The organism is Streptomyces sp. NPDC055243 (genome assembly GCF_044544025.1).
In the GTDB taxonomy this organism is placed as follows: domain Bacteria; phylum Actinomycetota; class Actinomycetes; order Streptomycetales; family Streptomycetaceae; genus Streptomyces.
On sequence record NZ_JBITWR010000002.1, the window covers coordinates 641,968 to 665,399 of the forward strand.

Annotated in this window: 18 protein-coding genes; 16 read left to right on the top strand and 2 right to left on the bottom strand. The window is 71.1% G+C overall.

Going from position 1 to position 23,432, the window contains the following annotated elements; all coding sequences use genetic code 11:
- Positions 1-11: 11 nt before the first annotated feature.
- The gene (locus tag ACIGXX_RS07735) at positions 12-1,946 is read right to left on the bottom strand and encodes a molybdopterin oxidoreductase family protein (protein WP_399973641.1); all 1,935 of its coding nucleotides are present in this window, start codon (positions 1,944-1,946) and stop codon (positions 12-14) included.
- Between the two features lie 22 nt (positions 1,947-1,968).
- On the bottom strand, positions 1,969-2,946 hold the full coding sequence (locus ACIGXX_RS07740; RefSeq protein WP_351159302.1) for a 2-dehydropantoate 2-reductase: 978 nt from the start codon (positions 2,944-2,946) through the stop codon (positions 1,969-1,971).
- A 216-nt stretch (positions 2,947-3,162) separates the two neighbouring features.
- Here ACIGXX_RS07740 and ACIGXX_RS07745 point away from each other — a divergent pair, with 216 nt between their 5' ends.
- The 16 genes from ACIGXX_RS07745 to ACIGXX_RS07820 all read left to right on the top strand — a co-directional run bounded on the left by ACIGXX_RS07745 (position 3,163) and on the right by ACIGXX_RS07820 (position 23,432).
- Positions 3,163-4,497 (top strand): OFA family MFS transporter, encoded by a 1,335-nt coding sequence (locus tag ACIGXX_RS07745; protein ID WP_399973644.1) that lies wholly within the window; start codon positions 3,163-3,165, stop codon positions 4,495-4,497.
- A 234-nt stretch (positions 4,498-4,731) separates the two neighbouring features.
- Entirely contained in the window at positions 4,732-5,679 is a 948-nt protein-coding gene (locus ACIGXX_RS07750) for a beta-ketoacyl-ACP synthase III (RefSeq protein WP_351159308.1), read from the top strand.
- A gap of 99 nt (positions 5,680-5,778) precedes the next feature.
- The gene (locus ACIGXX_RS07755) at positions 5,779-6,459 is read left to right on the top strand and encodes a GntR family transcriptional regulator (protein ID WP_351159310.1); all 681 of its coding nucleotides are present in this window, start codon (positions 5,779-5,781) and stop codon (positions 6,457-6,459) included.
- Between the two features lie 297 nt (positions 6,460-6,756).
- The gene (locus ACIGXX_RS07760; protein ID WP_351160760.1) at positions 6,757-7,938 is read left to right on the top strand and encodes an ROK family transcriptional regulator; all 1,182 of its coding nucleotides are present in this window, start codon (positions 6,757-6,759) and stop codon (positions 7,936-7,938) included.
- Positions 7,939-8,130: 192 nt separating this feature from the next.
- A complete protein-coding gene (locus ACIGXX_RS07765) occupies positions 8,131-9,648 on the top strand; it encodes a sugar ABC transporter ATP-binding protein (RefSeq protein ID WP_399973650.1) in 1,518 nt (505 codons plus the stop codon).
- Positions 9,645-10,664, top strand: a complete 1,020-nt coding sequence (locus tag ACIGXX_RS07770; RefSeq protein ID WP_351160765.1) for an ABC transporter permease — start codon at positions 9,645-9,647, stop codon at positions 10,662-10,664. Before ACIGXX_RS07765 ends, ACIGXX_RS07770 begins: the two co-directional genes overlap by 4 nt.
- 27 nt (positions 10,665-10,691) lie before the next feature.
- The gene (locus tag ACIGXX_RS07775) at positions 10,692-11,741 is read left to right on the top strand and encodes a substrate-binding domain-containing protein (RefSeq protein ID WP_351160768.1); all 1,050 of its coding nucleotides are present in this window, start codon (positions 10,692-10,694) and stop codon (positions 11,739-11,741) included.
- A gap of 48 nt (positions 11,742-11,789) precedes the next feature.
- Positions 11,790-13,007 carry a Gfo/Idh/MocA family oxidoreductase gene (locus ACIGXX_RS07780; protein ID WP_351160769.1) on the top strand — a complete coding sequence of 406 codons (1,218 nt, stop codon included), beginning with the start codon at positions 11,790-11,792 and terminating at the stop codon, positions 13,005-13,007.
- 12 nt (positions 13,008-13,019) lie between these two features.
- On the top strand, positions 13,020-14,021 hold the full coding sequence (locus ACIGXX_RS07785) for a sugar phosphate isomerase/epimerase family protein (RefSeq protein ID WP_351160772.1): 1,002 nt from the start codon (positions 13,020-13,022) through the stop codon (positions 14,019-14,021).
- 215 nt (positions 14,022-14,236) lie between these two features.
- On the top strand, positions 14,237-16,732 hold the full coding sequence (locus ACIGXX_RS07790) for a PQQ-dependent sugar dehydrogenase (protein WP_399973656.1): 2,496 nt from the start codon (positions 14,237-14,239) through the stop codon (positions 16,730-16,732).
- Positions 16,733-16,745: 13 nt separating this feature from the next.
- Complete coding sequence (locus ACIGXX_RS07795) at positions 16,746-18,116, top strand: ThuA domain-containing protein (RefSeq protein ID WP_361461742.1); 1,371 nt, start codon at positions 16,746-16,748, stop codon at positions 18,114-18,116.
- Positions 18,117-18,285: 169 nt separating this feature from the next.
- On the top strand, positions 18,286-19,389 hold the full coding sequence (locus tag ACIGXX_RS07800) for an inositol-3-phosphate synthase (protein WP_351160779.1): 1,104 nt from the start codon (positions 18,286-18,288) through the stop codon (positions 19,387-19,389).
- Complete coding sequence (locus tag ACIGXX_RS07805) at positions 19,386-20,744, top strand: SCO3242 family prenyltransferase (RefSeq protein WP_399973661.1); 1,359 nt, start codon at positions 19,386-19,388, stop codon at positions 20,742-20,744. Before ACIGXX_RS07800 ends, ACIGXX_RS07805 begins: the two co-directional genes overlap by 4 nt.
- Before the next feature lie 221 nt (positions 20,745-20,965).
- Entirely contained in the window at positions 20,966-21,904 is a 939-nt protein-coding gene (locus ACIGXX_RS07810; RefSeq protein ID WP_399974358.1) for a sugar phosphate isomerase/epimerase family protein, read from the top strand.
- On the top strand, positions 21,901-22,584 hold the full coding sequence (locus ACIGXX_RS07815) for an EboA domain-containing protein (RefSeq protein ID WP_361461736.1): 684 nt from the start codon (positions 21,901-21,903) through the stop codon (positions 22,582-22,584). Before ACIGXX_RS07810 ends, ACIGXX_RS07815 begins: the two co-directional genes overlap by 4 nt.
- On the top strand, positions 22,584-23,432 hold the full coding sequence (locus ACIGXX_RS07820) for a TatD family hydrolase (RefSeq protein ID WP_351160784.1): 849 nt from the start codon (positions 22,584-22,586) through the stop codon (positions 23,430-23,432). The genes ACIGXX_RS07815 and ACIGXX_RS07820 overlap by 1 nt, the downstream gene beginning before the upstream one ends.

Consider the following 23,432-nt stretch of genomic DNA (forward strand, 5'->3'; position numbering starts at 1 on the left):
TCACCCTCACTTCACCTGACTGGCTGGGCCAGCTCGTCGATCAGCTTCTCGATACGTATCGCCGACGCCTTGAACTCCGCCGTGCCCGCGATCGGGCAATTGGCCTCGATCGTCAGCTGGTTGGTGTCGACCTCGTCGGGAAAGTGCATGGTCATGAAGGCCAGACCGGGGCGGAGTCCGGGGTCCACCCACACGGGCGCCGTCACCGCACCGCGCCGCGAGGTCACCCGCACCTGTTCGCCGACCACGACCCCGTACCGCTCCGCGTCCTCCGGGCACAGCTCGACGTACTCGCCACGCCGCAGCGGAGAGGCGAAACTCCCGCTCTGCACCCCGGTGTTGTAGGAGTCGAGCCGCCGTCCCGTCGTCAGCCGGATCGGGTAGGAGTCGTCCGTGAGGTCCACCGGCGGATCGTGCGCGACCAGCCCGAAAGGCGCGAGCGTGCCGCGCCGCGCGGGGTCCGCGTCCCACAACCGGCCGTGCAGGTACGTCGGTTCGACCCGGTCCTCCGAAGGGCAGGGCCACTGGATGCCCTGCAGGGACTCGAGACGGTCGTACGTCATGCCCCAGTGGTCCGGCGACACCGAGCGCAGCTCGTCCCAGACGGCCTGCGCGTCCGCGTACTTCCAGTCGTGGCCGAGCCGTTCGGCGAGGTCGCAGAGGATGTCGATGTCCTCGCGCGCCTCGCCGGGCGGCCGCAGGGCCTTGCGCACCCGCTGCACGCGCCGCTCGCTGTTGGTCGTCGTCCCGTCGGTCTCCGCCCAGGCGGCGGTCGCCGGAAGGACGACGTCGGCCAGCTCGGCGGTCTTGGTGAGGAAGATGTCCTGGACCACGAAGAAGTCCAGGGCCCGCATCCGGCGCATCGCCTGCTCGCTGTCCGCCTCCGACTGCGCGGGGTTCTCGCCGATGCAGTAGACGGCCTTGAGCCCGCCCTCGTCCATCGCCTCGAACATCTCCGTCAGGTTCAGCCCGTAGCGCGGCTGGATGACCGTGCCCCACGCCGTCTCGAACTTCCGCCGGGTCTCGGGGTCGAGGATGTCCTGGAAGCCGGGCAGGCGGTTGGGGATCGCGCCCATGTCGCCGCCGCCCTGCACGTTGTTCTGCCCGCGCAGGGGCTGGAGGCCCGAGCCGTAGCGCCCCACGTGGCCGGTCAGGAGCGAGAGGTTGATCAGCGCGCGGACGTTGTCCGTGCCGTTGTGGTGCTCGGTGATGCCGAGCGTCCAGCACAGCTGCGCCCGCTCGGCCCGCGCGAAGGCGTGCGCCAACTCCCTGATGGCGGCGGCCGGTACGCCCGTCACCTTCTCGGCGAGCGAGAGCGTCCAGGGCTCCACCAGGGCCGCGTACTCCTCGAAGCCGGACGTGGCGCGCTCGATGAACGCCCGGTTGGCCAGACCCGCGTGGATGATCTCGCGGCCGATCGCGTGCGCCATCGGGATGTCCGTGCCGACGTTCAGGCCGAGCCAGCTCTCCGCCCACTCGGCGGTCTTGGTGCGGCGCGGGTCGACGGCGTACATGCGGGCGCCGTTCCTGATCCCCTTCAGGACGTGCTGGAAGAAGATCGGGTGCGCGAAGCGGGCGTTGGAGCCCCACATCACGATCAGGTCGGTGTGCTCGACCTCTTCATAAGAAGACGTGCCGCCGCCTGAACCGAAGGCTGCGGAGAGGCCCGCGACGCTCGGTGCGTGGCAGGTGCGGTTGCAGGAGTCGACGTTGTTCGTGCCCATCACCACGCGGGCGAACTTCTGCGCCACGTAGTTCATTTCGTTGGTCGCGCGGGCGCAGGAGAACATGCCGAACGCGCCGCGCGCGGCCTGTAGTCCCGCCGCCGTCCGGGTCAGCGCCTCGTCCCAGGTGGCCCGGCGCAGCGGCTCGTCGCGCGAGTCGCGTACGAGGGGGTGGGTGAGCCGGGCGTACGTCTTGGGCACCCGGTCCCGTTTCTTGCTCATGCCGCGCTCCTCATGTTCTCGCTCATGCCGCGCTCCTCATGCGGTCGGCCAGCAGATCGGAGATGGCGTGGACGGTGCGCAGCGTTGGCACCGGGACTCCGGTGATCTCCGCGAGTTCCACGACGGCCGCGAGCAGCACGTCGAGTTCCAGCGGTTTGCCGCGCTCCAGGTCCTGGAGGGTGGAGGTGCGGTGGTCGCCCACGCGCTCGGCGCCCGCAAGGCGCCGCTCCACGGAGATGTCGGGGCGGCAGCCGAGCGCCGCCGCGACGGAGAGCGTCTCGTTCATCATGATCTCGATGACGCGGCGGGTGCCGCCGTGCAGGCACATCTCGCGCATCGTGGCGCGGGCCAGCGCGCTGATCGGGTTGAAGGAGATGTTGCCGAGCAGCTTGATCCAGATGTCGCCGCGCAGTTCGGGTTCGACGGGGCACTTCAGGCCGCCCGCCCGCATCGCGTCGCTGAAGGCGAGACAGCGCTCGGAGCGCGAGCGGTCGGGCTCCCCGATGGAGAACCGGGTGCCTTCCAGGTGCCGGACGACTCCCGGCCCTTCCAGCTCCGTCGCCGCGTAGACGACGCATCCGACGGCCCGCTCGGGCGCGATCACCGCACTGACCGCGCCGTCGGGGTCCACGCTGCTGACGCGGTGGCCGTCGTGCGGGCCGCCGTGCCGGTGGAAGTACCACCAGGGGATGCCGTTCTGGGCGGCTATCACCGCCGTCCTGTCGTGCAGGAGCGGCTCGATCAGCGGCCCGCACGCCGCGTACGAGTTGGCCTTCAGGCCCAGGAAGACGAAGTCGACGGGGCCGATGTCGGCCGGGTCGTCGGTGGCGTGGGCCCGCGCGGTGAAGTCGCCGCGCGGGCTGTGGACACGTACTCCGTGCTGCCTCATGGCCGCGAGATGCGGTCCACGGGCGACGAGATGGACGTCGGCACCGGCGCGGTGCAGCGCGGCTCCGACATAGGCGCCGATCGCACCGGCGCCGAGGACTGCGACTTTCACGGTGGCGCGCTCCGTTCGGTTGAGGGATCCGAAGAAGGCTCAGGGTCGACATCGCATGCTCGTGACGGACTACATCGCATGCCATAACAGTCGATGGAATATTGTCTACAGTATGGAAGTTGGCCCAGCAAGGGGTCGCGCGGCAGATTGCATACCGTCGACGGAATCGGTTCCGCCTCTTCCCAACTCCCCACTTGATTCCTACTGTTCTGGATCATGAGGCCCCCCGTCGCACCTCCGGGATGGAGCCGCTGGCTCGTACCGCCCGCCGCCCTGTCCGTCCACCTCTCCATCGGCCAGGCCTACGCCTGGAGCGTCTTCAAGCCCCCGCTGGAATCAGCGCTCCACCTCAGCGGCACGCAGAGCGCGCTCCCCTTCCAGCTCGGCATCGTGATGCTCGGCCTCTCGGCGGCCTTCGGCGGCACCCTCGTGGAGCGCAACGGCCCGCGCTGGGCGATGACGGTCGCCCTCGTCTGCTTCTCGTCCGGCTTCCTGATCGCGGCACTCGGCGCGGCGATCGGTCAGTACTGGCTGATCGTCTTCGGCTACGGCTTCGTCGGCGGCATCGGTCTGGGCATCGGCTACATCTCGCCCGTGTCGACACTGATCAAGTGGTTCCCCGACCGCCCCGGCATGGCGACCGGCATCGCGATCATGGGCTTCGGCGGCGGCGCCCTCATCGCGTCGCCCTGGTCGGCGCAGATGCTGGACTCCTTCGGCTCCGACTCCGACGGCATCGCGCTCGCCTTCCTCGTGCACGGCCTGACGTACGCCGCCTTCATGGCGCTCGGCGTGTTCCTGGTGCGGGTGCCGCGTACGGAAGGGGCGCGGGCCCCCGGCGCCCCCGGCGTGCTCGACGGGCCGCAGGTGTCCGCGCGGGCCGCCGTGCGCACGCCCCAGTTCTGGTGCCTGTGGATCGTGCTCTGCATGAACGTGACCGCGGGCATCGGCATCCTGGAGAAGGCGGCGCCGATGATCACCGACTTCTTCTCCGACACCTCGACACCGGTCTCGGCCGCCGCCGCGGCGGGCTTCGTCGCCCTGCTCTCCGCCGCGAACATGGCCGGGCGCATTGGCTGGTCCTCGATGTCCGACCTGATCGGCCGCAAGAACGTCTACCGCGTCTACCTCGGCGTCGGCGCGCTGATGTACCTGCTGATCGTCCAGTTCGGGGACAGCTCGAAACCGCTCTTCGTCGTCTGCGCGCTGGTGATCCTCTCCTTCTACGGAGGCGGCTTCGCGACGATCCCCGCCTATCTGAAGGACCTCTTCGGGACCTACCAGGTCGGCGCGATCCACGGCCGGCTCCTCACCGCCTGGTCCACGGCCGGTGTCCTCGGGCCGCTGATCGTCAACTGGGTCGCCGACCGCCAGGAGGAAGCGGGCAAGCACGGGGCGGGGCTCTACGGCCTCTCCCTCACGATCATGATCGGGCTCCTCGTCATCGGGTTCGTGGCGAACGAGTTCGTCCGTCCCGTCCACGCCCGCCACCACATTCCCGCCCCGAGGGAGGCCGCCCATGACGGCACCGACCAGCACGCCGCCAAGTAGTCCGCCCCGCCGCACGGCGCTGATCGTCGGTGCCTGGCTCTGGGTGGGGGTTCCGCTCGGATATGGGGTGTATGAACTCGTACACAAGGCCACACAGCTCTTCACCGGGTGACACGATGATGAGAAGTGTCCAAACCCCGAGACCGATTCCTGTCGCATTACGTGTCCTGTTACCGGTGAGTCGCTGACCAGACTGGACGGTCCCGCATCTCCGGCAACAAGGGGGACCCGTACATGCACGGCTCACGCATCGCCGCCGTCGGCCACTACCAGCCCGCCAAGATCCTCACCAACGAGGACCTGGCGGGCCTGGTCGACACCAGCGACGAGTGGATCCGCTCCCGCGTGGGCATCCGCACCCGCCACATCGCGGGCCCCGAGGAGCCGGTCGACGAGCTCGCCGCGCAGGCCGGGGCCAAGGCCGTGGCCGCCGCCGGCCTGGCGCCCGACGCCATCGACCTCGTCCTGGTCGCCACCTCCACCGCGATCGACCGCTCGCCGAACATGGCGGCGCGGGTGGCGGCCCGCCTGGGCATCCCCTCACCGGCCGCCATGGACATCAACGTCGTCTGCGCGGGCTTCACGCACGCGCTCGCCACCGCCGACCACGCCGTGCGGGCCGGCGGCGCCACCCGCGCGCTGGTGATCGGCGCGGACAAGATGTCCGAGGTGGCCGACTGGACGGACCGCACCACCTGCGTCCTGGTCGGGGACGGGGCGGGCGCGGCCGTCGTCGAGGCCTGCGCGCCCGGCGAGGTGCCCGGCATCGGCCCCGTGCTCTGGGGCTCGGTGCCCGAGATGGGCAACGCCGTCCGCATCGAGGGCACGCCCCCGCGGTTCGCGCAGGAGGGCCAGAGCGTCTACCGCTGGGCGACGACACAGCTGCCGCCGCTCGCCCGCAAGGCCTGCGAGCGCGCCGGTCTCACCCCCGAGGACCTGGCCGCCGTCGTCCTGCACCAGGCCAACCTGCGCATCATCGAGCCGCTCGCCGAGCGGATCGGCGCGGTCAACGCGGTCGTCGCACGCGACGTCGTGAACTCCGGCAACACCTCGGCGGGCAGTATCCCGCTCGCCCTGTCCAAGCTGGTGGAGCGCGGCGAGATCGTCCACGGGGATCCGGTGCTGCTCTTCGGCTTCGGCGGGAACCTGTCGTACGCGGGCCAGGTCATCCGCTGCCCCTAGCGTGCCCCTGGCGCGTGTGACCGGACCGACTCCCCCTGGTGCTGGCCATTGTGCTCAGTAGACTGTAGACAAAAGGCAATCGTCGACGAGGGGACCGCGATGTTGTCCACAGGACTGCCGCAGGGGGCGGTGCCCAAGCTGGAACGCCCAGGTCCGCTCCGTGAGCGGGTCTACGAAGCGCTGCTCGAACTCATCACGACACGCGCGCTCCAGCCGGGCCAGCATCTCGTGGAGAGCGAACTCGCCGGGCATCTAGGGGTGTCGCGGCAGCCGGTGCGCGAGGCGCTCCAGCGGCTCAACACCGAGGGCTGGGTCGATCTGCGCCCCGCACAGGGCGCGTTCGTGCACGAGCCCACCGAGGAGGAGGCGGACCAGCTGCTCACGGTCCGTACGCTCCTGGAGGCGGAGGCCGCCCGGCTCGCCGCCGCGAACACCGGCACCGCGGGGATCACCGCCCTGGAAGAGCTGTGCGCCAAGGGCGAGCAGGCCGTCGCGGACGGCGACGTGGACCTGGTGGTGACCACGAACGCGGCCTTCCACGCCAAGGTGATGGAGCTCGCGGGCAATGTCGTCCTGGCCGAGCTGGCCGGGCAGGTGGACCGCCGGGTGCGCTGGTACTACACGCCGGTGGCCAGGCAGCGGGGCAAGCAGTCCTGGATCGAGCACCGCCGGCTGATCGCGGCGATCGCCGAGCGCGACGAGCGCGCGGCCACGGACATCATGCGCGCGCACACGGAACACACCCGCGAGACCTACCACCGGCGCGAGCGCGAGGCCTGACGCGTCGGCCGCGCGGAGCGAGCGGCGCGGACTGAGCCGCGGAGACTGAGCCGTACGGTTCTGCTCCGCGGCTCAGTCCGTACGCCCCCTTGGACATGCCCGTGGGACACGTCTGTCCGCCTCTTTGTCCTGTGACTGGAGAAAGTCATGGGTAATTCGTGCGCAACTTCTTCCCACTCCCGGCAGGCGCTGCTACGTTCCCCTCGAAAGCCCGACGCGACGGCGAAAATCCGCCGCGGCGGGACGAGTTGGACGACATGAGTTGCCCACTGAGGCGGGGAGGGGCGCGTGAGACGTATGACGGCTCGACCCGCCAATGCGCACCAGGCGCGACTGCTGCGACTGCTGCGTGACGGAGGGCCCAACTCCCGTGCCCAGCTCGGCGATCAGGTCGACCTCTCGCGGTCGAAGCTGGCCGTCGAGGTGGACCGGCTCCTGGAGACCGGACTCGTGGTCGCCGACGGACTCGCCGCCTCGCGCGGCGGCCGCCGCTCCCACAACATCCGCCTGGCCCCCGCCCTCCGCTTCCTCGGTGTGGACATCGGCGCGACCTCGGTCGACGTAGCGGTGACCAATGCCGAGCTGGAGGTCCTCGGCCACATCAACCAGCCCATGGACGTGCGCGAAGGACCGGTCGCGGTCTTCGAGCAAGTCCTCGCCATGGCGGCCAAGTTGAAGGCCTCCGGGCTCGCGGAAGGGTTCGACGGCGCCGGGATCGGCGTCCCGGGTCCCGTCCGCTTCCCCGAAGGCGTCCCGGTCGCCCCGCCGATCATGCCGGGGTGGGACGGCTTTCCCGTACGGGAGGCCATCAGTCAGGACCTGGGCTGCCCCGTCATGGTCGACAACGACGTGAACCTGATGGCGATGGGGGAGCAGCACGCGGGCGTCGCACGCTCCGTGGGCGACTTCCTCTGCGTCAAGATCGGCACCGGCATAGGGTGCGGGATCGTCGTCGGCGGTGAGGTCTACCGAGGGGTGACCGGCAGCGCGGGCGACATCGGCCACATCCAGGTCGAGCCCGACGGGCGGCCCTGCGCCTGCGGCAACAAGGGCTGCCTGGAGGCGTACTTCAGCGGCGCGGCACTGGCCCGCGACGCCGAGGACGCCGTCGGCGCCGGGCTTTCCCAGGAGCTCGCGACCCGCCTGGAAGCCGCCGGAAAGCTCAGCGCGATCGACGTCTCCGCGGCCGCGGCCGCCGGTGACGCCACCGCACTCGACCTCATCCGCGCGGGCGGCAACCGCACCGGTCAGGTCATCGCGGGCCTCGTCAGCTTCTTCAACCCCGGCCTCGTGGTGATCGGCGGCGGTGTCACCGGCCTCGGCCATACGCTGCTCGCCGCCATCCGCACGCAGGTCTACCGCCAGTCGCTGCCCCTGGCGACCGGCAACCTCCCCATCGTCCTGGGCGAGTTGGGGCCGACCGCCGGAGTCATCGGCGGCGCCCGGCTCATCAGCGACCACCTGTTCTCACCGGCCTGACCGTCCTCTTCGGCCCGACCGGTATGTACGACCCGCACGGCCCGTAAGACGCCACGCACCACACCTCACCCAGTACAGCGCGCTGCCTCGCCCTGCTCCGAAACAGTCTCCGCCCCTGTGCAGGGGCCACCGCCCTACCCCGCCCTGCCCTGAAACCGGCCGCACCCGCCGCACCCGCCCAAGGGAACCGTCATGGCACCAGAACCACCGCTGCTCACCATGTCCGGCATCACCAAGTCGTTCCCCGGCGTCCGCGCCCTCGACGGCGTCGACCTCCAGGTCCAGGCCGGTGAAGTGCACTGCCTCCTCGGCCAGAACGGCGCCGGGAAGTCCACGCTCATCAAGGTCCTCGCCGGGGCCCACCAGCCCGACGACGGCGAGATCACCTGGCGCGGCGAGCGCACCACGCTCAAGTCGCCCATCGCCGCCATGCGCCTGGGCATCGCCACCATCTACCAGGAGCTCGACCTGGTGGAGGGCCTGTCCGTCGCCGAGAACGTCCACCTCGGGCATGAGCCGACCGCGGCCGGGTTCGTCGTGAAGGGCCGCGAGGCCAAGACCTCAACTGCCGCCCTGCTCAGGCGACTCGGCCACGGCGAGATCGACCCGGGAACGCTCGTCGGCGACCTCTCCGCCGCCCAGCAGCAGATCGTCTCCATGGCCCGCGCCCTCTCCCACGAAGTGCGCCTCATCGTCATGGACGAGCCGTCGGCCGCCCTGGACCCGGACGAGGTCGACAACCTCTTCCGCATCGTCGGCGATCTCACGGCGGACGGCGTCGCCGTCGTCTACATCTCCCACCGCCTAGAGGAGATCCGCCGCATCGGCGACCGCGTCACCGTCCTCAAGGACGGCCGCGCGGTCGCGGGCGGGCTCCCCGCGAAGGAGACGCCGACCCGCGAGGTCGTCGCCCTGATGACGGGCCGCAACGTCGAGTACGTCTTCCCGGACCGGCCGGCCGGCCCACCCACCACCGACGCGGTGCTGAAGGTCACGGGCCTCGCCCGCACCGGTGAGTTCGAACCCCTCGACCTCGAACTGCGCCCCGGCGAGATCGTCGGCCTGGCCGGGCTCGTCGGCTCCGGACGCTCCGAGATCCTGGAGACCATCTACGGCGCGCGCAAGGCGACCAGTGGGCAAGTGACGCTGGGTGGCCAGGTGTTGAAGCCCGGCAGCGTGCGCGCCGCCGTTCGTGCCGGGCTCGGCCTGGCCCCCGAGGAGCGCAAGGCGCAGGCCCTGCTGATGCTGGAGTCCGTCACCAACAACGTGTCGGTCTCCTCCATGTCCCGCTTCTCGCGCGGCGGTTGGCTCGACCGGGGTGCCGAGCGGAAGGCCGCGCAGACCGCCACCCGCGAGCTGTCCCTGCGCCCCGACAACCCCACCGCGCCCGTGCGCACGCTCTCCGGCGGGAACCAGCAAAAGGCCGTCCTGGCCCGCTGGCTGCTCCGCGGCTGCCGCGTCCTGCTGCTCGACGAGCCGACCCGCGGCGTGGACGTCGGCGCCCGCGCCGAGCTGTACGCCGTGATCCGCCGCCTCGCCGACGACGGCCTGGCCGTCCTGCTGGTCTCCAGTGAAGTGCCCGAAGTCCTCGGCCTCGCCGACCGCGTCCTGGTCCTGCGCGAGGGGCGCGTCATCCATACGGCGCCCGCCCGTGACCTCGACGAACACCGCGTACTCGACCTCGTACTCGAAGGGAGCCCGGCGTCATGACGCAGCCCGCATCGCCGCCACGGCCCGCCACATCGAAGAGTGGACCGGCGGACGGCGCAAGCCCGTTGCGGTCGCTCACCGCACGTGCCGACGTGCGGACGCTGTCCCTGCTCGGCGTGCTCGCCGTCCTGATCCTGATCGGCGGCATCACCCAGCCCGACTCGTTCCTCGACACCGACAACGTCCAGCTGATCCTCACCCAGGCGTCCGTCATCGGTGTCGTCACGGTCGGCATGACGTTCGTGATCATCTCCGGCGGCATCGACCTCTCGGTCGGCGCGATCGTCGCCCTCGCCTCGGTGTGGGCCACCACGGTCGCCACCCAGGAGTACGGCTTCGCGGGCATCCTGTTCACCGCGGTGGTCGTCGGCATGGCCTGCGGCCTCGTCAACGGCCTGCTCATCGCGTACGGCGGGATGGTGCCGTTCATCGCGACGCTGGCCATGCTGGCGTCGGGCCGCGGCCTCGCCCTGCAGATCACCGACGGCAAGACCCAAATGGTCACCGTGGACGGGGTGTTGAAGCTCGGCGAGCGCGACTCCTACATCCTCGGCATACCGCCGCTCGTGCTCGTCTTCGCGGCCGTCACCGTCGTCGGCTGGCTGCTCCTGAACCGCACCACCTTCGGGCGGCGCTCGGTCGCCGTCGGCGGCAACGCGGAAGCGGCGCGCCTGGCCGGCATCGACGTACGCAGGCAGCGCCTCTACCTCTACCTGCTCTCCGGCCTCTGCTGCGGGATCGCGGCCTTCCTGCTGATCATCCTCTCCGGGTCGGGCCAGAACACCAACGGCAACCTCTACGAGCTCGACGCCATCGCCGCCGCGATCATCGGCGGCACCCTGCTCAGCGGCGGCCGGGGCACCATCACCGGCTCCGTGCTCGGCGTCCTGATCTTCATGACGATCACCAACATCTTCGCGCTCAACAACCTCCAGAGCGACGTCCAGCAGATCGCCAAGGGCGCGATCATCGTCGCCGCGGTGCTGGTCCAGCGACGTACGTCCTCAACCACCTGACCCCGCAGACCCGAAGGGTTCACCGCCATGCCAGAGACATCACCGTTCGCGAGCCGCAGAGGACTTCTCTTCGGCGCCGCCGCCCTGTCCACCGGTGCCCTGATCACGGGGTGCACCAGCAACGAGTCCAAGGACGAGGGCTCGGACAGCAAGGACCAGCCGGTCGCCGACGACAAGCCCGGCAAGAAGGTCACCATCGGCTTCGCGGGCCCGCAGGCCGACCACGGCTGGCTCAACGCGATCAACGACAACGCCAAGGAGCGGGCGAAGAAGTACTCGGACGTCACGCTGGAGTCCACCGAGGGCTCGAACGACACCGCCGCCCAGATCGGCCAGGTCGAGACGCTGATCAACAAGAAGGTCGACGTCCTGGTGATCCTGCCGGCCGACGGCAAGGCGCTCACCCAGGTCGGCCTCAAGGCCATGCGGGCGGGCATCCCCGTCGTCAACCTCGACCGCGTCTTCGCCTCGCCGCAGGCCTACCGCTGCTGGATCGGCGGCGACAACTACGGCATGGGCCTGAGCGCCGGTCACTACATCGGCGAGAAGCTCAAGGACAAGAAGAACGCCAAGGTCGTCGAGCTCGCGGGCCTCGACAACCTCGAACTCACCAAGCAGCGCACGAAGGGCTTCGACGACGCCCTCAAGAACTACTCGAACATCGAGAAGGTGGCCCGGCAGGCCGCCGAGTTCACCGTCGAGTCGGGCCAGTCGAAGATGTCCCAGCTCCTTCAGGCCCAGAAGAACTTCGACGCCCTGTGGAACCACGACGACGACCAGGGCGTGGGCGCCCTGCGCGCCATCAAGCAGGCGGGTCGCGACGACTTCCTGATGGTCGGCGGCGCGGGCGCGCTCTCCGCCATGCAGGCCATCGAGTCCGACGACAGCGTGCTCAAGGCCACCGTGCTCTACCCGCCGTCCATGGCGGCCTCGGCGATCGACCTGGCCCGCGCGCTCGGCCAGAGCAAGGGCGTCAGCGGCATGGCCGAGTTCGAGATCCCGGCCTTCATCACGCTCTACTCGGCCGTGGTCGACAAGGAGAACATCAGCAAGTACATGTCCACCGGCTTCAAGTGATGCGCGCGTCCGCACCCCCCACCGAGCACTTACGAGGAGGAGTACCGCATGCGTGAGACGGAACACGAGGCTGAGACCGGTAAGCGGCCGTTGGGGGTGGGCATGGTCGGATACGCCTTCATGGGCGCCGCCCACTCCCAGGGCTGGCGCACCGTCGGACGCGTCTTCGATCTGCCGTTGCGGCCGGTCCTCTCGGCGATCTGCGGACGCGACGGCGCCGCGGCCCGCGCCGCGGCGGACCGGCTCGGATGGGCTGCCGCGGAGACCGACTGGCGCGCACTCGTGGCCCGTGACGACGTCGATCTGATCGACATCTGCACCCCCGGCGACAGCCACGCGGAGATCGCGATCGCCGCGCTCGACGCCGGCAAGCACGTGCTGTGCGAGAAGCCGCTCGCCAACACCGTGGAGGAGGCCGAGGCGATGGCCGAGGCCGCCGAACGGGCCCGGGCGCGGGGGCAGGTGGCGATGGTCGGCTTCAACTACCGCCGGGTCCCCGCTCTAGCGCTCGCCCGGCAGATGGTGGCGGAGGGACGGCTCGGCACGCTGCGGCACGTCCGGCTCACCTACCTCCAGGACTGGCTGGTCGACCCCTCCTTCCCGCTGACGTGGCGGCTGCGCAAGGACCGCGCCGGCTCGGGCGCGCTCGGCGACCTGGGGGCGCACATCGTGGACCTCGCGCAGTATCTGGTGGGGGAGCCGGTGTCGGGGGTCTCGGCGCTGACCGAGACGTTCGTACGGGAGCGGCCGCTGCTCGACGGGGCGTCGAGCGGGCTCACGGCGGAGGGCGGCGCCGCGACCGGTCAGGTCACGGTGGACGACGCGGCGGTCTTCACCGGGCGCTTCCCGTCGGGCGCCCTGGCCTCCTTCGAGGCGACCCGTTTTGCGGCGGGCCGCAAGAACGCACTCAAGCTCGAACTCAACGGCTCCGACGGCTCGTTGGCCTTCGACCTGGAGCGCCTGAACGAGCTGTCCTTCCACGACCACACGGAGCCCGCCACGTCGTCGGGCTTCCGCCGCATCCTGGTGACCGAACCAGGCCACCCCTACCTGGAGGCCTGGTGGCCGCCGGGCCACGGCCTCGGCTACGAGCACACGTTCGTGCACCAGGCCCGCGACCTGCTGCACGCCGTCGCCACCGGGGAGCAGCCCGAACCGTCGTTCGCCGCGGGCCTTTCGGTGCAGCGGGTGCTCGCCGCGGTGGAGGAGAGCGCGGCGAAGAACTCGGTCTACACCCTCGTACCTTCCACCCCCGTCACGGTCTGAGGAGGCCTGTCCATGCCCCGCGACTTCACGCTCTTCACCGGCCAGTGGGCCGATCTGCCGCTGGAGGAGGTCTGCCGCCTCGCCCGCGACTTCGGTTACGACGGTCTCGAACTCGCCTGCTGGGGCGATCACTTCGAGGTCGACAAGGCGCTGAGCGACAGCTCCTATCTCGACTCCCGCCGCCAGCTCCTCGACAAGTACGGCCTCAAGTGCTGGGCCATCTCCAACCACCTGGTGGGGCAGGCCGTCTGTGACGCGATCATCGACGAGCGGCACCAGGCGATCCTGCCCGCCCGCATCTGGGGCGACGGCGACGCGGAGGGCGTGCGGCAGCGAGCCGCCCGCGAGATCGAGGACACGGCACGCGCGGCGGCGGCCTTCGGCGTCGACACGGTCGTGGGCTTCACGGGCTCGGCGATCTGGCATCTGGTGGCGATGTTCCCGCCGGTGCCGGAGTCGATGATCGAGCGCGGCTACGACGACTTCGCCGAGCGGTGGAACCCGATCCTGGACGTCTTCGACGTACAGGGCGTGCGGTTCGCGCACGAGGTGCACCCCTCGGAGATCGCGTACGACTACTGGACGACGCACCGCGCCCTGGAGGCGGTCGACCACCGCACGGCCTTCGGGCTCAACTTCGACCCCTCGCACTTCGTGTGGCAGGACCTGGACCCGGTCGGCTTCCTCTACGACTTCCGGGACCGGATCTACCACGTCGACTGCAAGGAGGCCCGGCGCCGCCTGGACGGCCGCAACGGCCGGCTCGGCTCGCACCTTCCGTGGGGCGACCCGCGCCGCGGCTGGGACTTCGTGTCGGCCGGGCACGGGGACGTCCCCTGGGAGGACGTGTTCCGGATGCTGGGCTCGATCGCGTACGAGGGGCCGATCTCGGTGGAGTGGGAGGACGCCGGGATGGACCGCCTCCAAGGAGCGCCGGAGGCGCTGCGGCGCCTGAAGGCGTTCGACTTCGAGCCGCCGACGGCGTCCTTCGACGCGGCGTTCGGCGGGAACTGAGCCGCACGCGCTCTCCTCTTGCGGAGTCACTTTGTCCTGCCCAAGGAAAAAGCTGAACTTCATTGCTGTGCAAGGGCTTTCCGTCCAAGACAAACGTGGCTACCGTCCCTGATGTGTACAGGACATGAACCTTCCGGGGTGACGGCGCACCCCGGCGCCCAGCGCCCTCACCGCACCACACCCGCGTACGACCGTCCCCCTTCCGGAGGAACCCCGTGCACAGGAAACGCCTGAGACTCCGCAAGACCCTCGCGCTCTTCACCGGCACCCTGCTGGCCGGCGCCACCCTCAGCCTCACCGCCCCCACCGCCAACGCCGCCGACCCGGAGGCCGTCCGCGCCGCCCAGGAGCAGGCGGCAAAGGCGGCCGAGGGCAAGGCCGCCGCGGCCGAGGACTTCCAGCAGGTCACCCTCGCCAAGGGGGAGACCGAGACCGGCGAGCCCATGACACTCGCCGTCCTGCCCGACCGCTCGGTCCTGCACACCTCCCGCGACGGAACGCTGCGCCTCACGGACGCCGCGGGCAACACCAAGATCGCGGGCAAGATACCGGTCTACACGCACGACGAAGAGGGCCTCCAAGGCATCGGCCTCGACCCGAAGTTCAGCGAGAACCGCGCGATCTACCTCTATTACGCGCCCCCGCTGGACACCCCGGCAGGCGACGCCCCGGAGACCGGCACGGCCGCGGACTTCAAGAAGTTCGACGGCGTCAACCGCCTCTCCCGCTTCGTCCTGAAGACCGACGGCACCCTGGACAACGCCAGCGAGAAGAAGGTCCTCGACGTCCCCGCGAGCCGCGGCATCTGCTGCCACGTCGGCGGCGACATCGACTTCGACAAGGACGGCAACCTCTACCTCTCGACGGGCGACGACTCCAACCCCTTCGCCTCGGACGGCTTCACGCCCATCGACGAGCGCGCGGACCGCAACCCCGCCTTCGACGCCCGCCGCAGCGCCGGCAACAGCAACGACCTGCGCGGCAAGATCCTGCGCATCAAGGTCGCCGACGACGGCACGTACACCGTCCCGGACGGCAACCTCTTCGCCCCGGGCACGGACAAGACCCGTCCCGAGATCTACGCGATGGGCTTCCGCAACCCCTTCCGCATGAGCGTCGACAAGCCCACCGGCACGGTGTACGTCGGCGACTACGGTCCCGACGCGGGCGCGGCCGACCCCAAGCGCGGCCCCGCGGGCCAGGTCGAGTTCGCCCGCGTGACCAAGCCGGGCAACTTCGGCTGGCCGTACTGCACCGGCAAGAACGACGCGTACATCGACTACGACTTCGCCACGCAGACCTCGGGCGCCGCCTTCGACTGCGCAGCCCCCAAGAACGACTCCGTGCACAACACCGGCCTGACCGATCTGCCGGCCGCGCAGGAAGCGTGGATTCCGTACGACGGCGGTTCCGTCCCCGAGTTCGGCTCCGGCTCCGAGTCCCCGATGGCGGGCCCCGTCTACCGCTATGACGCGGCCAACACCTCCCCGGTGAAGTTCCCGGAGGCCTACGACGGCGACTTCTTCGCCGGAGAGTTCGGACGGCGCTGGATCAAGCGCATCGAGCAGGGCGCGGACGGCACGGTCTCCAAGATCAACCCGTTCCCCTGGACCGGCACGCAGATCATGGACATGGAGTTCGGCCCCGACGGCGCGCTGTACGTCCTCGACTACGGCACCGCCTGGTTCGGCGGCGACGAGAACTCCGGACTCTTCCGCATCGAGAACGCCACCGACGGCCACTCGCCGGTCGTCGAGGCGAGCGCATCCGTGACCAGCGGCCAGGCCCCGCTGAAGACCAAGTTCACCGCGAAGGCCACGGACGCCGACGGCGGCACGCTGACCTACGCCTGGGACTTCGGCGACGGCGGCAAGTCGACCCAGCAGAACCCCTCGTACACGTACAAGAAGAACGGCGTCTACACCGCGACCGTGACCGTCAAGGACTCCACCGGGCGCACCGGTTCGGCCAGCGCGCACGTCACCGTCGGCAACACCGCCCCCAAGGTGACCCTGGAACTCCCCGGTGACGGGCAGCTGTTCACCTTCGGCGACAAGATCCCCTTCAAGGTGAAGGTGACCGACAGGGAAGACGGCCCGATCGACTGCACCAAGGTCAAGGTCACGCACATCCTCGGCCACGACAGCCACGGCCACCCGGTGACGTCGGCCAACGGCTGCGAGGGCACCCTCCAGACGTCGGCGGACGGCGAGCACGACCCGAACGCCAACATCTTCGGGGTCTTCGACGCGGAGTACACCGACAAGGGCGCCAACGGCCAGCCCGCGCTGACCACCCACGACCAGAACGTCGTCCAGCCCAAGCACCGCCAGGGCGAGCACTTCAACGACTCCAAGGGCGTCTCCGTGGTGAACCACACCCCGGCGCACGGCGGAAAGACGGTCGGCGACATCAACAACGGCGACTGGATCTCCTTCAAGCCCTACATCCTCGGCAACGCCACCAAGCTGACCGCGCGCGTCGCGTCGGCGGGCGCCGGCGGCACCCTCGAGGTCCGCAGCGGATCGGCCACCGGCAGGCTCCTGGGCAAGGCCAAGGTCACCCCGACCGGCGGTTGGGAGACGTACGCGGACGTGACCGCCTCGCTCAGCAAGGCACCCAGGGCGACCACGACACTCTTCCTGGTCTTCAAGGGCACGGGCACCGGAGCCCTGTACGACGTCGACGACTTCACCTTCACCACCCGCTGAGGAAGGGGTCACCATGCGCGCATCCGCACGGATCGCCACCGCGAGCGCCGCGGCCGCCGTACTCATCGGCTGTGTGTCGGGCCCCGCGGCCTCCAAGCCCGAGCCCTCGGGTCCGAAAGCGGGCGAGAAGGTCCTGGTCTTCTCCAAGACCGCGGGCTTCCGCCACGACTCGATCCCCGACGGCATCGCGGCCGTCAAGGAGCTCGGCGCCGCGAACGGCTTCACCGTCGACGCGACCGAGGACGCCAAGGCCTTCACCGCCAAGAACCTCGCGCGGTACGACGCCGTGATCTGGCTCTCCACGACCGGTGACGTCCTCGACGCCAGGCAGCAGGCGGCGTTCGAGGGCTACATCAAGCAGGGCGGCGGGTACGTGGGCGTGCACGCCGCCGCCGACACCGAGTACGACTGGCCCTTCTACGGCGGGCTCGCGGGCGCGTATTTCCAGTCGCACCCCGCGATCCAGCCCGCGAAGGTCCAGGTCGAGGACCACGGGCACCCGTCCACGGCGCATCTGCCGGGGGTCTGGGACCGGACCGACGAGTGGTACAACTACCGCTCCAATCCCCGGGACCGCGCCCACGTCCTCGCCTCGCTCGACGAGTCGTCCTACTCGGGCGGCTCGATGTCCGGGGACCATCCCATCGCCTGGTGCCAGGACTACCAGGGCGGCCGCTCCTTCTACACGGGCAGCGGTCACACCAAGGAGTCCTTCGCCGATCCCGCCTACCGCACCCATCTGCTCGGCGGAATCCGCTGGGCGGCGGGCGCGGCGCAGGCCGACTGCCGTCCGGAGAAGGGCTACACGCCGATCTTCGACGGCACGGCGAAGTCCCTCGATGCCTGGAAGCAGGCGGGCCCCGGCTCGTTCGAGCTGAACGAGGGCGACGGGACCCTGACGACCGTCGGCGGCATGGGCATGCTCTGGTACGACGGGGCGAAGGAGCTCGGCTCCTACTCCCTCAAGCTGGACTGGCGCATGGACGGCGACGACAACTCCGGGATCTTCGTGGGCTTCCCGCCCTCCGACGACCCCTGGTCGGCCGTGAACAACGGCTATGAGATCCAGATCGACGCCACCGACGTCCCGGAGAAGACCACGGGCTCCGTCTACGGCTTCAAGTCCGCCGACCTGAAGAAGCGCGACAAGGCGCTGAATCCGGCGGGGGAGTGGAACACCTACGAACTCCGGGTCGAGGGCGAACGCCTTCGGATCTATCTCAACGGAGTGAAGATCAACGACTTCACCAACACGGATCCGGCGAGGAGCCTCAAGGACGGTCACATCGGCATCCAGAACCACGGCGCCGACGACCAGGTCTCCTTCCGCGACATCCGGGTGAAGGACCTGCCGGCCCGCACCGCCACCGGCGGGGGCCGCTAGACGACGGCGGGCGGAGGACGCCGGACCTCCGCCCGCCGTCTTTCTTCCCTGCGCGTTCGCGCGCGTACGACAGGAGGCAGCCGTGTCCAATTCACCTTCCCCCTCTTCCACCTCTCCTTCTGTTGGTGGTCCGTCTGCCGGTGGCCCGTCTGCCGGTGGTTCCACCGGGGTGTGGCTGATCGGGGCACGCGGTTCGGTCGCCACGACGGCTGTCGCGGGGTGCGCGGCCGTGGCGGCGGGGCTGCACCCGCCGACCGGCATGGTCACGGAGACCCCGCCGTTCACGGACTGCGGTCTGCCAACGTTGTCGTCGCTCGTCTTCGGCGGCCACGACACGGTGGAGTGCCCGCTGCCCAAGCGGGCGGAGCAGCTGGCGGCCGGGGGCGTACTGCCGCACGGCGTCCCCTCGGCGGTGGGCGCGGAACTGGCCGCTGCCGACGCGGAGATACGCATGGGCGGACCGCGCCGCGGCGGCTTCGACACCAGGACGGACGAGGAACTGATCGAGTCCTTCGCCGCCGACCTGCGCGATTTCGTACGCCGCCGGGGGCTCGCCCGTGCGGTGGTGGTGAACGTGGCGTCGACGGAACCCCTGCCGGAGGAGGGCGAGGGGCGGCTGCCCGCCAGCTCCCTCTACGCGGCGGCGGCGCTGCGGGCGGGCTGCCCGTACGTGAACTTCACCCCGTCGGCGGGCCTGCACCACCCGGCACTCGCCTCGGTGGCCACCGCGTCGGGGCTCCCCTACGCGGGGCGCGACGGCAAGACCGGCCAGACGCTCCTGCGCTCGGTCCTCGGGCCGATGTTCGCCCAGCGTGCGCTCGCCGTGCGGGCCTGGTCCGGCACGAACCTCCTGGGCGGCGGAGACGGAGCGTCCCTCGCCGACCCGGCCGCGGCGGCGGCGAAGAACGCGGGCAAGGAACGGGTGCTTGCGGACACGCTGGGCTCCGCCCCGGAGGGCGAGGTCCACATCGACGACGTCCCGTCGCTGGGCGACTGGAAGACGGCCTGGGACCACATCGCGTTCGACGGCTTCCTCGGCGCGCGGATGGTCCTGCAGACGACCTGGCAGGGCTGCGACTCGGCCCTGGCGGCACCTCTGATCCTGGACCTGGCCCGCCTGCTGGCCCGCGCCCACGAGCGGGGCCTGTCAGGGCCTTTGGGGGATCTTGGCTTCTACTTCAAGGACCCGGACGACGGCTCCTCGTCGGCGCTGGCGGAGCAGTACGCGGCGCTTGTGGGGTTCGCGTCGCGGCTGCGGGGGGCTTCGGTATGAGGGGGGCGGACGGCGTGTCGGACGGGGTGCCGGAGGGCGCCGGGTCCGGGGCTGGTGAGGGTGAGGGATCGCGGGGCGGCCGGGGGGACGGCGTGAGTGAGGCTTCCCGGGGGCTGCGTCTTGTCGGCGGTACTGCTCCGGGTGCTGGAGATGGGCGTGCGGCTGGTGATGGGCGTGCGGCTGTTCGCAGTGGCGGCACGGGCGAGGCGCCGCGCGGTGGGTTTCGCCCGGGTGCTCCGGGTGCCCTCGGTGCCCTGGGCGCCGGTCGTGACTGGGCCGAACTGCTGCGTGTCTCCGCCCTGTTCACCGTGCCCGGCGACGCCCTCGCCGGCGCCGCGGCGACGGGGATGCGGCCCAACCGCCGCACCCTCCTCGCCATCGCGGCTTCTCTCTCCCTCTACGAAGCGGGCATGGCCCTCAACGACTGGGCGGACCGGGAGGAGGACGCGATCGAGCGGCCTCACCGTCCGTTGCCGTCGGGTCGCATCGCCCCGTCGGCCGCGCTGGGCGCGGCGGCGGTCCTGACGGCAGGGGGCCTGGCTCTGGCCGCGGCAGCGGGTCGCCCCGCGCTGACGGTCGCGAGCGGCTTGGCGGCCACGGTATGGGCGTACGACCTGGGGTTGAAGCACACCCCGGCGGGCCCGGCGGCCATGGCCGCGGCCCGCTCCCTGGACCTGCTCCTGGGGGCGGCGGCGACGTCGTCCGCGAAGCCCTCGGTGAGGCTCGCGACCACTTCCGGGACCGGCCCCGGCTCCGGCCTTCGCGCGGCGGCGCCCACGGCTCTGGTCCTGGGCGCCCACACCCTCGCGGTGACCGCGGTCTCGCGCCGCGAGGCACAAGGGGGTTCCACGGTGGCCCCGCTGTGCGCCCTCGCGGCTACAGCAGGGCTTGCGCAACTGCTCGCCCGAAGCGGTGCCGGTGGCACAGGCGCAGGCACAGGCGCAGGCGCAGGCGCCGCACCGAGCACTGAAGCCGGAACCCCTCGACTCCCGGCAGGCCGCGTGACCGCAGCCACCCGCGGCCTGCCGGGCTTCACTTCGGGGGAGCTGACGGTGGGCCGTCGGGTGGGCCGCCCGGTAGGCCGGAGGGCGGGCCGAGTGCGGACCGGCGCCCGCGGGGTCGTCCAGGCCGCGCTCGCCGCCACCTACGCGGCCACCGCCGCACGCCCCCTCTTCCACGCCGCGCTCAACCCCTCCCCTCAGCTCACCCAGCGGGCGGTCGGCGGCGGCATCCGAGCCATGATCCCGCTCCAGGCCGCACTCTCCGCCCGCAAGGGCGCTCTGGGCTCCGCCCTGCTGACCGCCGCCCTGGCCCCGGCAGCCCGCAAGTTCGGCAGGAAGGTGAGCGTCACGTGACGAAGACGGCGAACGGGGGAGACACCCCGAACGGCGGCCCGGTCAGCGCGCCGCAGGCCGCCCCGCGGCCCCCCGCAGCAGGAGGCGCCCCCGCGACCCACGGAAGCAGCGGGCCCCAAGCGCACCAAGGACCCCAAGTACTCCAAGCGCCCCAAGCGCCCCAAGCGGACCAAGCACCCCAAGCGGACCAAGCACCCCAAGCCCCCCGGGCGGGCAGGCCGCTGTCGACGGCACGGCCCGGGACGGCACCCGGCGCCGACCCCCCGCACCCCTTCCGCTTCGGATACGGCACCAACGGGCTGACCGACCTCCGCCTCGACGACGCCCTCGGCCTCCTCGCCGACCTCGGCTACGCGGGCGTCGGACTCACCCTCGACCACATGCACCTCGACCCGCTCGCCCCCGACCTCGCCGCCCGCACCCGCCGCGTGGCCCGTGGGCTGGAGCGGCTCGGTCTGACGGCGACGATCGAGACCGGCGCCCGCTACGTGCTCGACCCGCGCCGCAAGCACGGCCCCTCGCTCCTTGACCCCGACCCGGACGCGCGCGCCGCCCGAGTCCGCCTGCTGGTCCGCGCCGTCCAGGTCGCCGCCGACCTGGGCGCCCACGCCGTGCACTGCTTCAGCGGCATCACCCCCGAAGGCACCCCCGAGGACACCGCCTGGCAGCGCCTCGCCGAGGCCATCGGCCCCGTACTGGACGCCGCGTCCGGCGCCGGCGTACCGCTGGCCATCGAACCCGAACCCGGCCACCTCCTCTCCACGCTCGCCGACTTCCACCGGCTCCGTCACGCCCTGGGCGATCCCCAACTCCTGGGCCTCACCCTCGACATCGGCCACTGCCAGTGCCTCGAACCGCAGTCTCCCGCCGACTGCGTACGCGCCGCCGCCCCCTGGCTGCGGCACGTCCAGATCGAGGACATGCGCCGCGGCGTCCATGAACACCTCCCGTTCGGGGACGGAGAGATCGACTTCCCGCCCGTCCTCCAAGCCCTGGCCTCCACCGGCTACCAGGGCCTCACCGTCGTCGAACTGCCCCGCCACTCCCACGCGGGCCCCCAACTGGCCGCCCACTCCATCGAGTTCCTGCACAAGGCGGCCACGGAAGCGGTCCGCGCCGCCCCGGCCGCCCCCATCGCAGCCAGAGGAGGAACCCCGTGACCGACACCCCCGTCATCGACGACCTCCGCACCCGTCTCGAAGCCTCCCTCGACGGGGCCGCCCGCGCCTGGCTGGACCAGGCCACCGCGGAGGCCGTCGCCCACCCCGGGCGACCGGAGCAGCGTCCGGCCCCCGTCTGGGAGCTGCGCTTCGCCGAAGCCGGACGCCGCTGCGGCCAGGACCACGCCGACGCCGCCCGCGTGCTGCTCCTGCACGCGGCCGACGCGGACCCGGCCACCCTCACCCGCGTCTACGAACAAGGCACCGCGGCCGAGCGCCGCGCCGTCCTGCACGCCCTGCCCCACCTGGTCCAGGGCCCGCAGGCGCTGCCCCTGGTCGAGGACGCCCTGCGTACCAACGACACCCGGCTCGTCGCCGCCGCCGTCGGTCCGTACGCCGCCCGGCACCTCGCCCCGCACGACTGGCGCCACGCGGTGCTCAAGTGCCTGTTCACGGGCGTGCCCGTGGAGGCCGTCGCCGACCTCGACCGCCGCGCCCGCGCCGACGCCGAGCTGGCCCGCATGCTCGGCGACTACGCCGGCGAACGCACCGCCGCCGGTCGCACCGTCCCCGGCGATCTGCACCGCGTCCTGGCCCTGGCCGCCCCTACGGCCCCCTCGGCCGCGGCAACGCCCCCGGCCCCCGCGACCCCTTCCACCGGCGAGGAGCAGGAGTCCTGATGCGCATCTTCGACCCCCACATCCACATGACGTCCCGCACCACCGACGACTACGAGGCCATGTACGCCGCAGGCGTCCGTGCCGTCGTCGAGCCCGCGTTCTGGCTGGGCCAGCCCCGCACCTCACCCGCCTCGTTCTTCGACTACTTCGACTCCCTCCTGGGCTGGGAGCCCTTCCGCGCGGCCCAGTACGGCATCGCCCACCACTGCACCATCGCCCTGAACCCCAAGGAGGCGAACGACCCCCGCTGCACCCCGGTCCTGGACGAGCTGCCGCGGTATCTCATGAAGGACAACGTCGTCGCCGTCGGTGAGATCGGCTACGACTCCATGACCCCGGCCGAGGACGCCGCGCTCACCGCCCAGCTCCAGCTCGCCGCCGACCACGAGCTGCCCGCGCTCGTCCACACCCCGCACCGCGACAAGCTCGCCGGACTGCGCCGCACCATCGACGTCGTCCGGGAATCCGCACTGCCCCTGGACCGGGTCCTGATCGACCATCTCAACGAGACCACGGTCAAGGAGGCCAAGGACAGCGGCTGCTGGCTCGGCTTCTCCGTCTATCCCGACACCAAGATGGACGAGGACCGGATGGTCGCCATCCTGCGCGACCACGGGCCCGAGCGGGTCCTGGTCAACTCGGCGGCCGACTGGGGCAAGAGCGACCCGCTCAAGACCCGCAAGGTCGCCGACGCCATGCTCGCCTCCGGGTTCACCGAGGACGACGTCGACCTGGTGCTGTGGCGCAACCCGGTCGCCTTCTACGGACTCAGTGGCCGACTCGCGCTCGATGTCACGGACACCGAAGCCACCCACGAGGGCAATTCCATCCTCCGCGGCGGGGCGTGA

Coding starts and splice junctions, on each gene's coding strand:
- ACIGXX_RS07735 (WP_399973641.1), bottom strand. CDS start 1,946: ATGAGCAAGAAACGGGACCGGGTGCCCAAGACGTACGCCCGGCTCACC.
- ACIGXX_RS07745 (WP_399973644.1), top strand. CDS start 3,163: ATGAGGCCCCCCGTCGCACCTCCGGGATGGAGCCGCTGGCTCGTACCG.
- ACIGXX_RS07750 (WP_351159308.1), top strand. CDS start 4,732: ATGCACGGCTCACGCATCGCCGCCGTCGGCCACTACCAGCCCGCCAAG.
- ACIGXX_RS07755 (WP_351159310.1), top strand. CDS start 5,779: ATGTTGTCCACAGGACTGCCGCAGGGGGCGGTGCCCAAGCTGGAACGC.
- ACIGXX_RS07760 (WP_351160760.1), top strand. CDS start 6,757: ATGACGGCTCGACCCGCCAATGCGCACCAGGCGCGACTGCTGCGACTG.
- ACIGXX_RS07765 (WP_399973650.1), top strand. CDS start 8,131: ATGGCACCAGAACCACCGCTGCTCACCATGTCCGGCATCACCAAGTCG.
- ACIGXX_RS07770 (WP_351160765.1), top strand. CDS start 9,645: ATGACGCAGCCCGCATCGCCGCCACGGCCCGCCACATCGAAGAGTGGA.
- ACIGXX_RS07775 (WP_351160768.1), top strand. CDS start 10,692: ATGCCAGAGACATCACCGTTCGCGAGCCGCAGAGGACTTCTCTTCGGC.
- ACIGXX_RS07780 (WP_351160769.1), top strand. CDS start 11,790: ATGCGTGAGACGGAACACGAGGCTGAGACCGGTAAGCGGCCGTTGGGG.
- ACIGXX_RS07785 (WP_351160772.1), top strand. CDS start 13,020: ATGCCCCGCGACTTCACGCTCTTCACCGGCCAGTGGGCCGATCTGCCG.
- ACIGXX_RS07795 (WP_361461742.1), top strand. CDS start 16,746: ATGCGCGCATCCGCACGGATCGCCACCGCGAGCGCCGCGGCCGCCGTA.
- ACIGXX_RS07805 (WP_399973661.1), top strand. CDS start 19,386: ATGAGGGGGGCGGACGGCGTGTCGGACGGGGTGCCGGAGGGCGCCGGG.
- ACIGXX_RS07820 (WP_351160784.1), top strand. CDS start 22,584: ATGCGCATCTTCGACCCCCACATCCACATGACGTCCCGCACCACCGAC.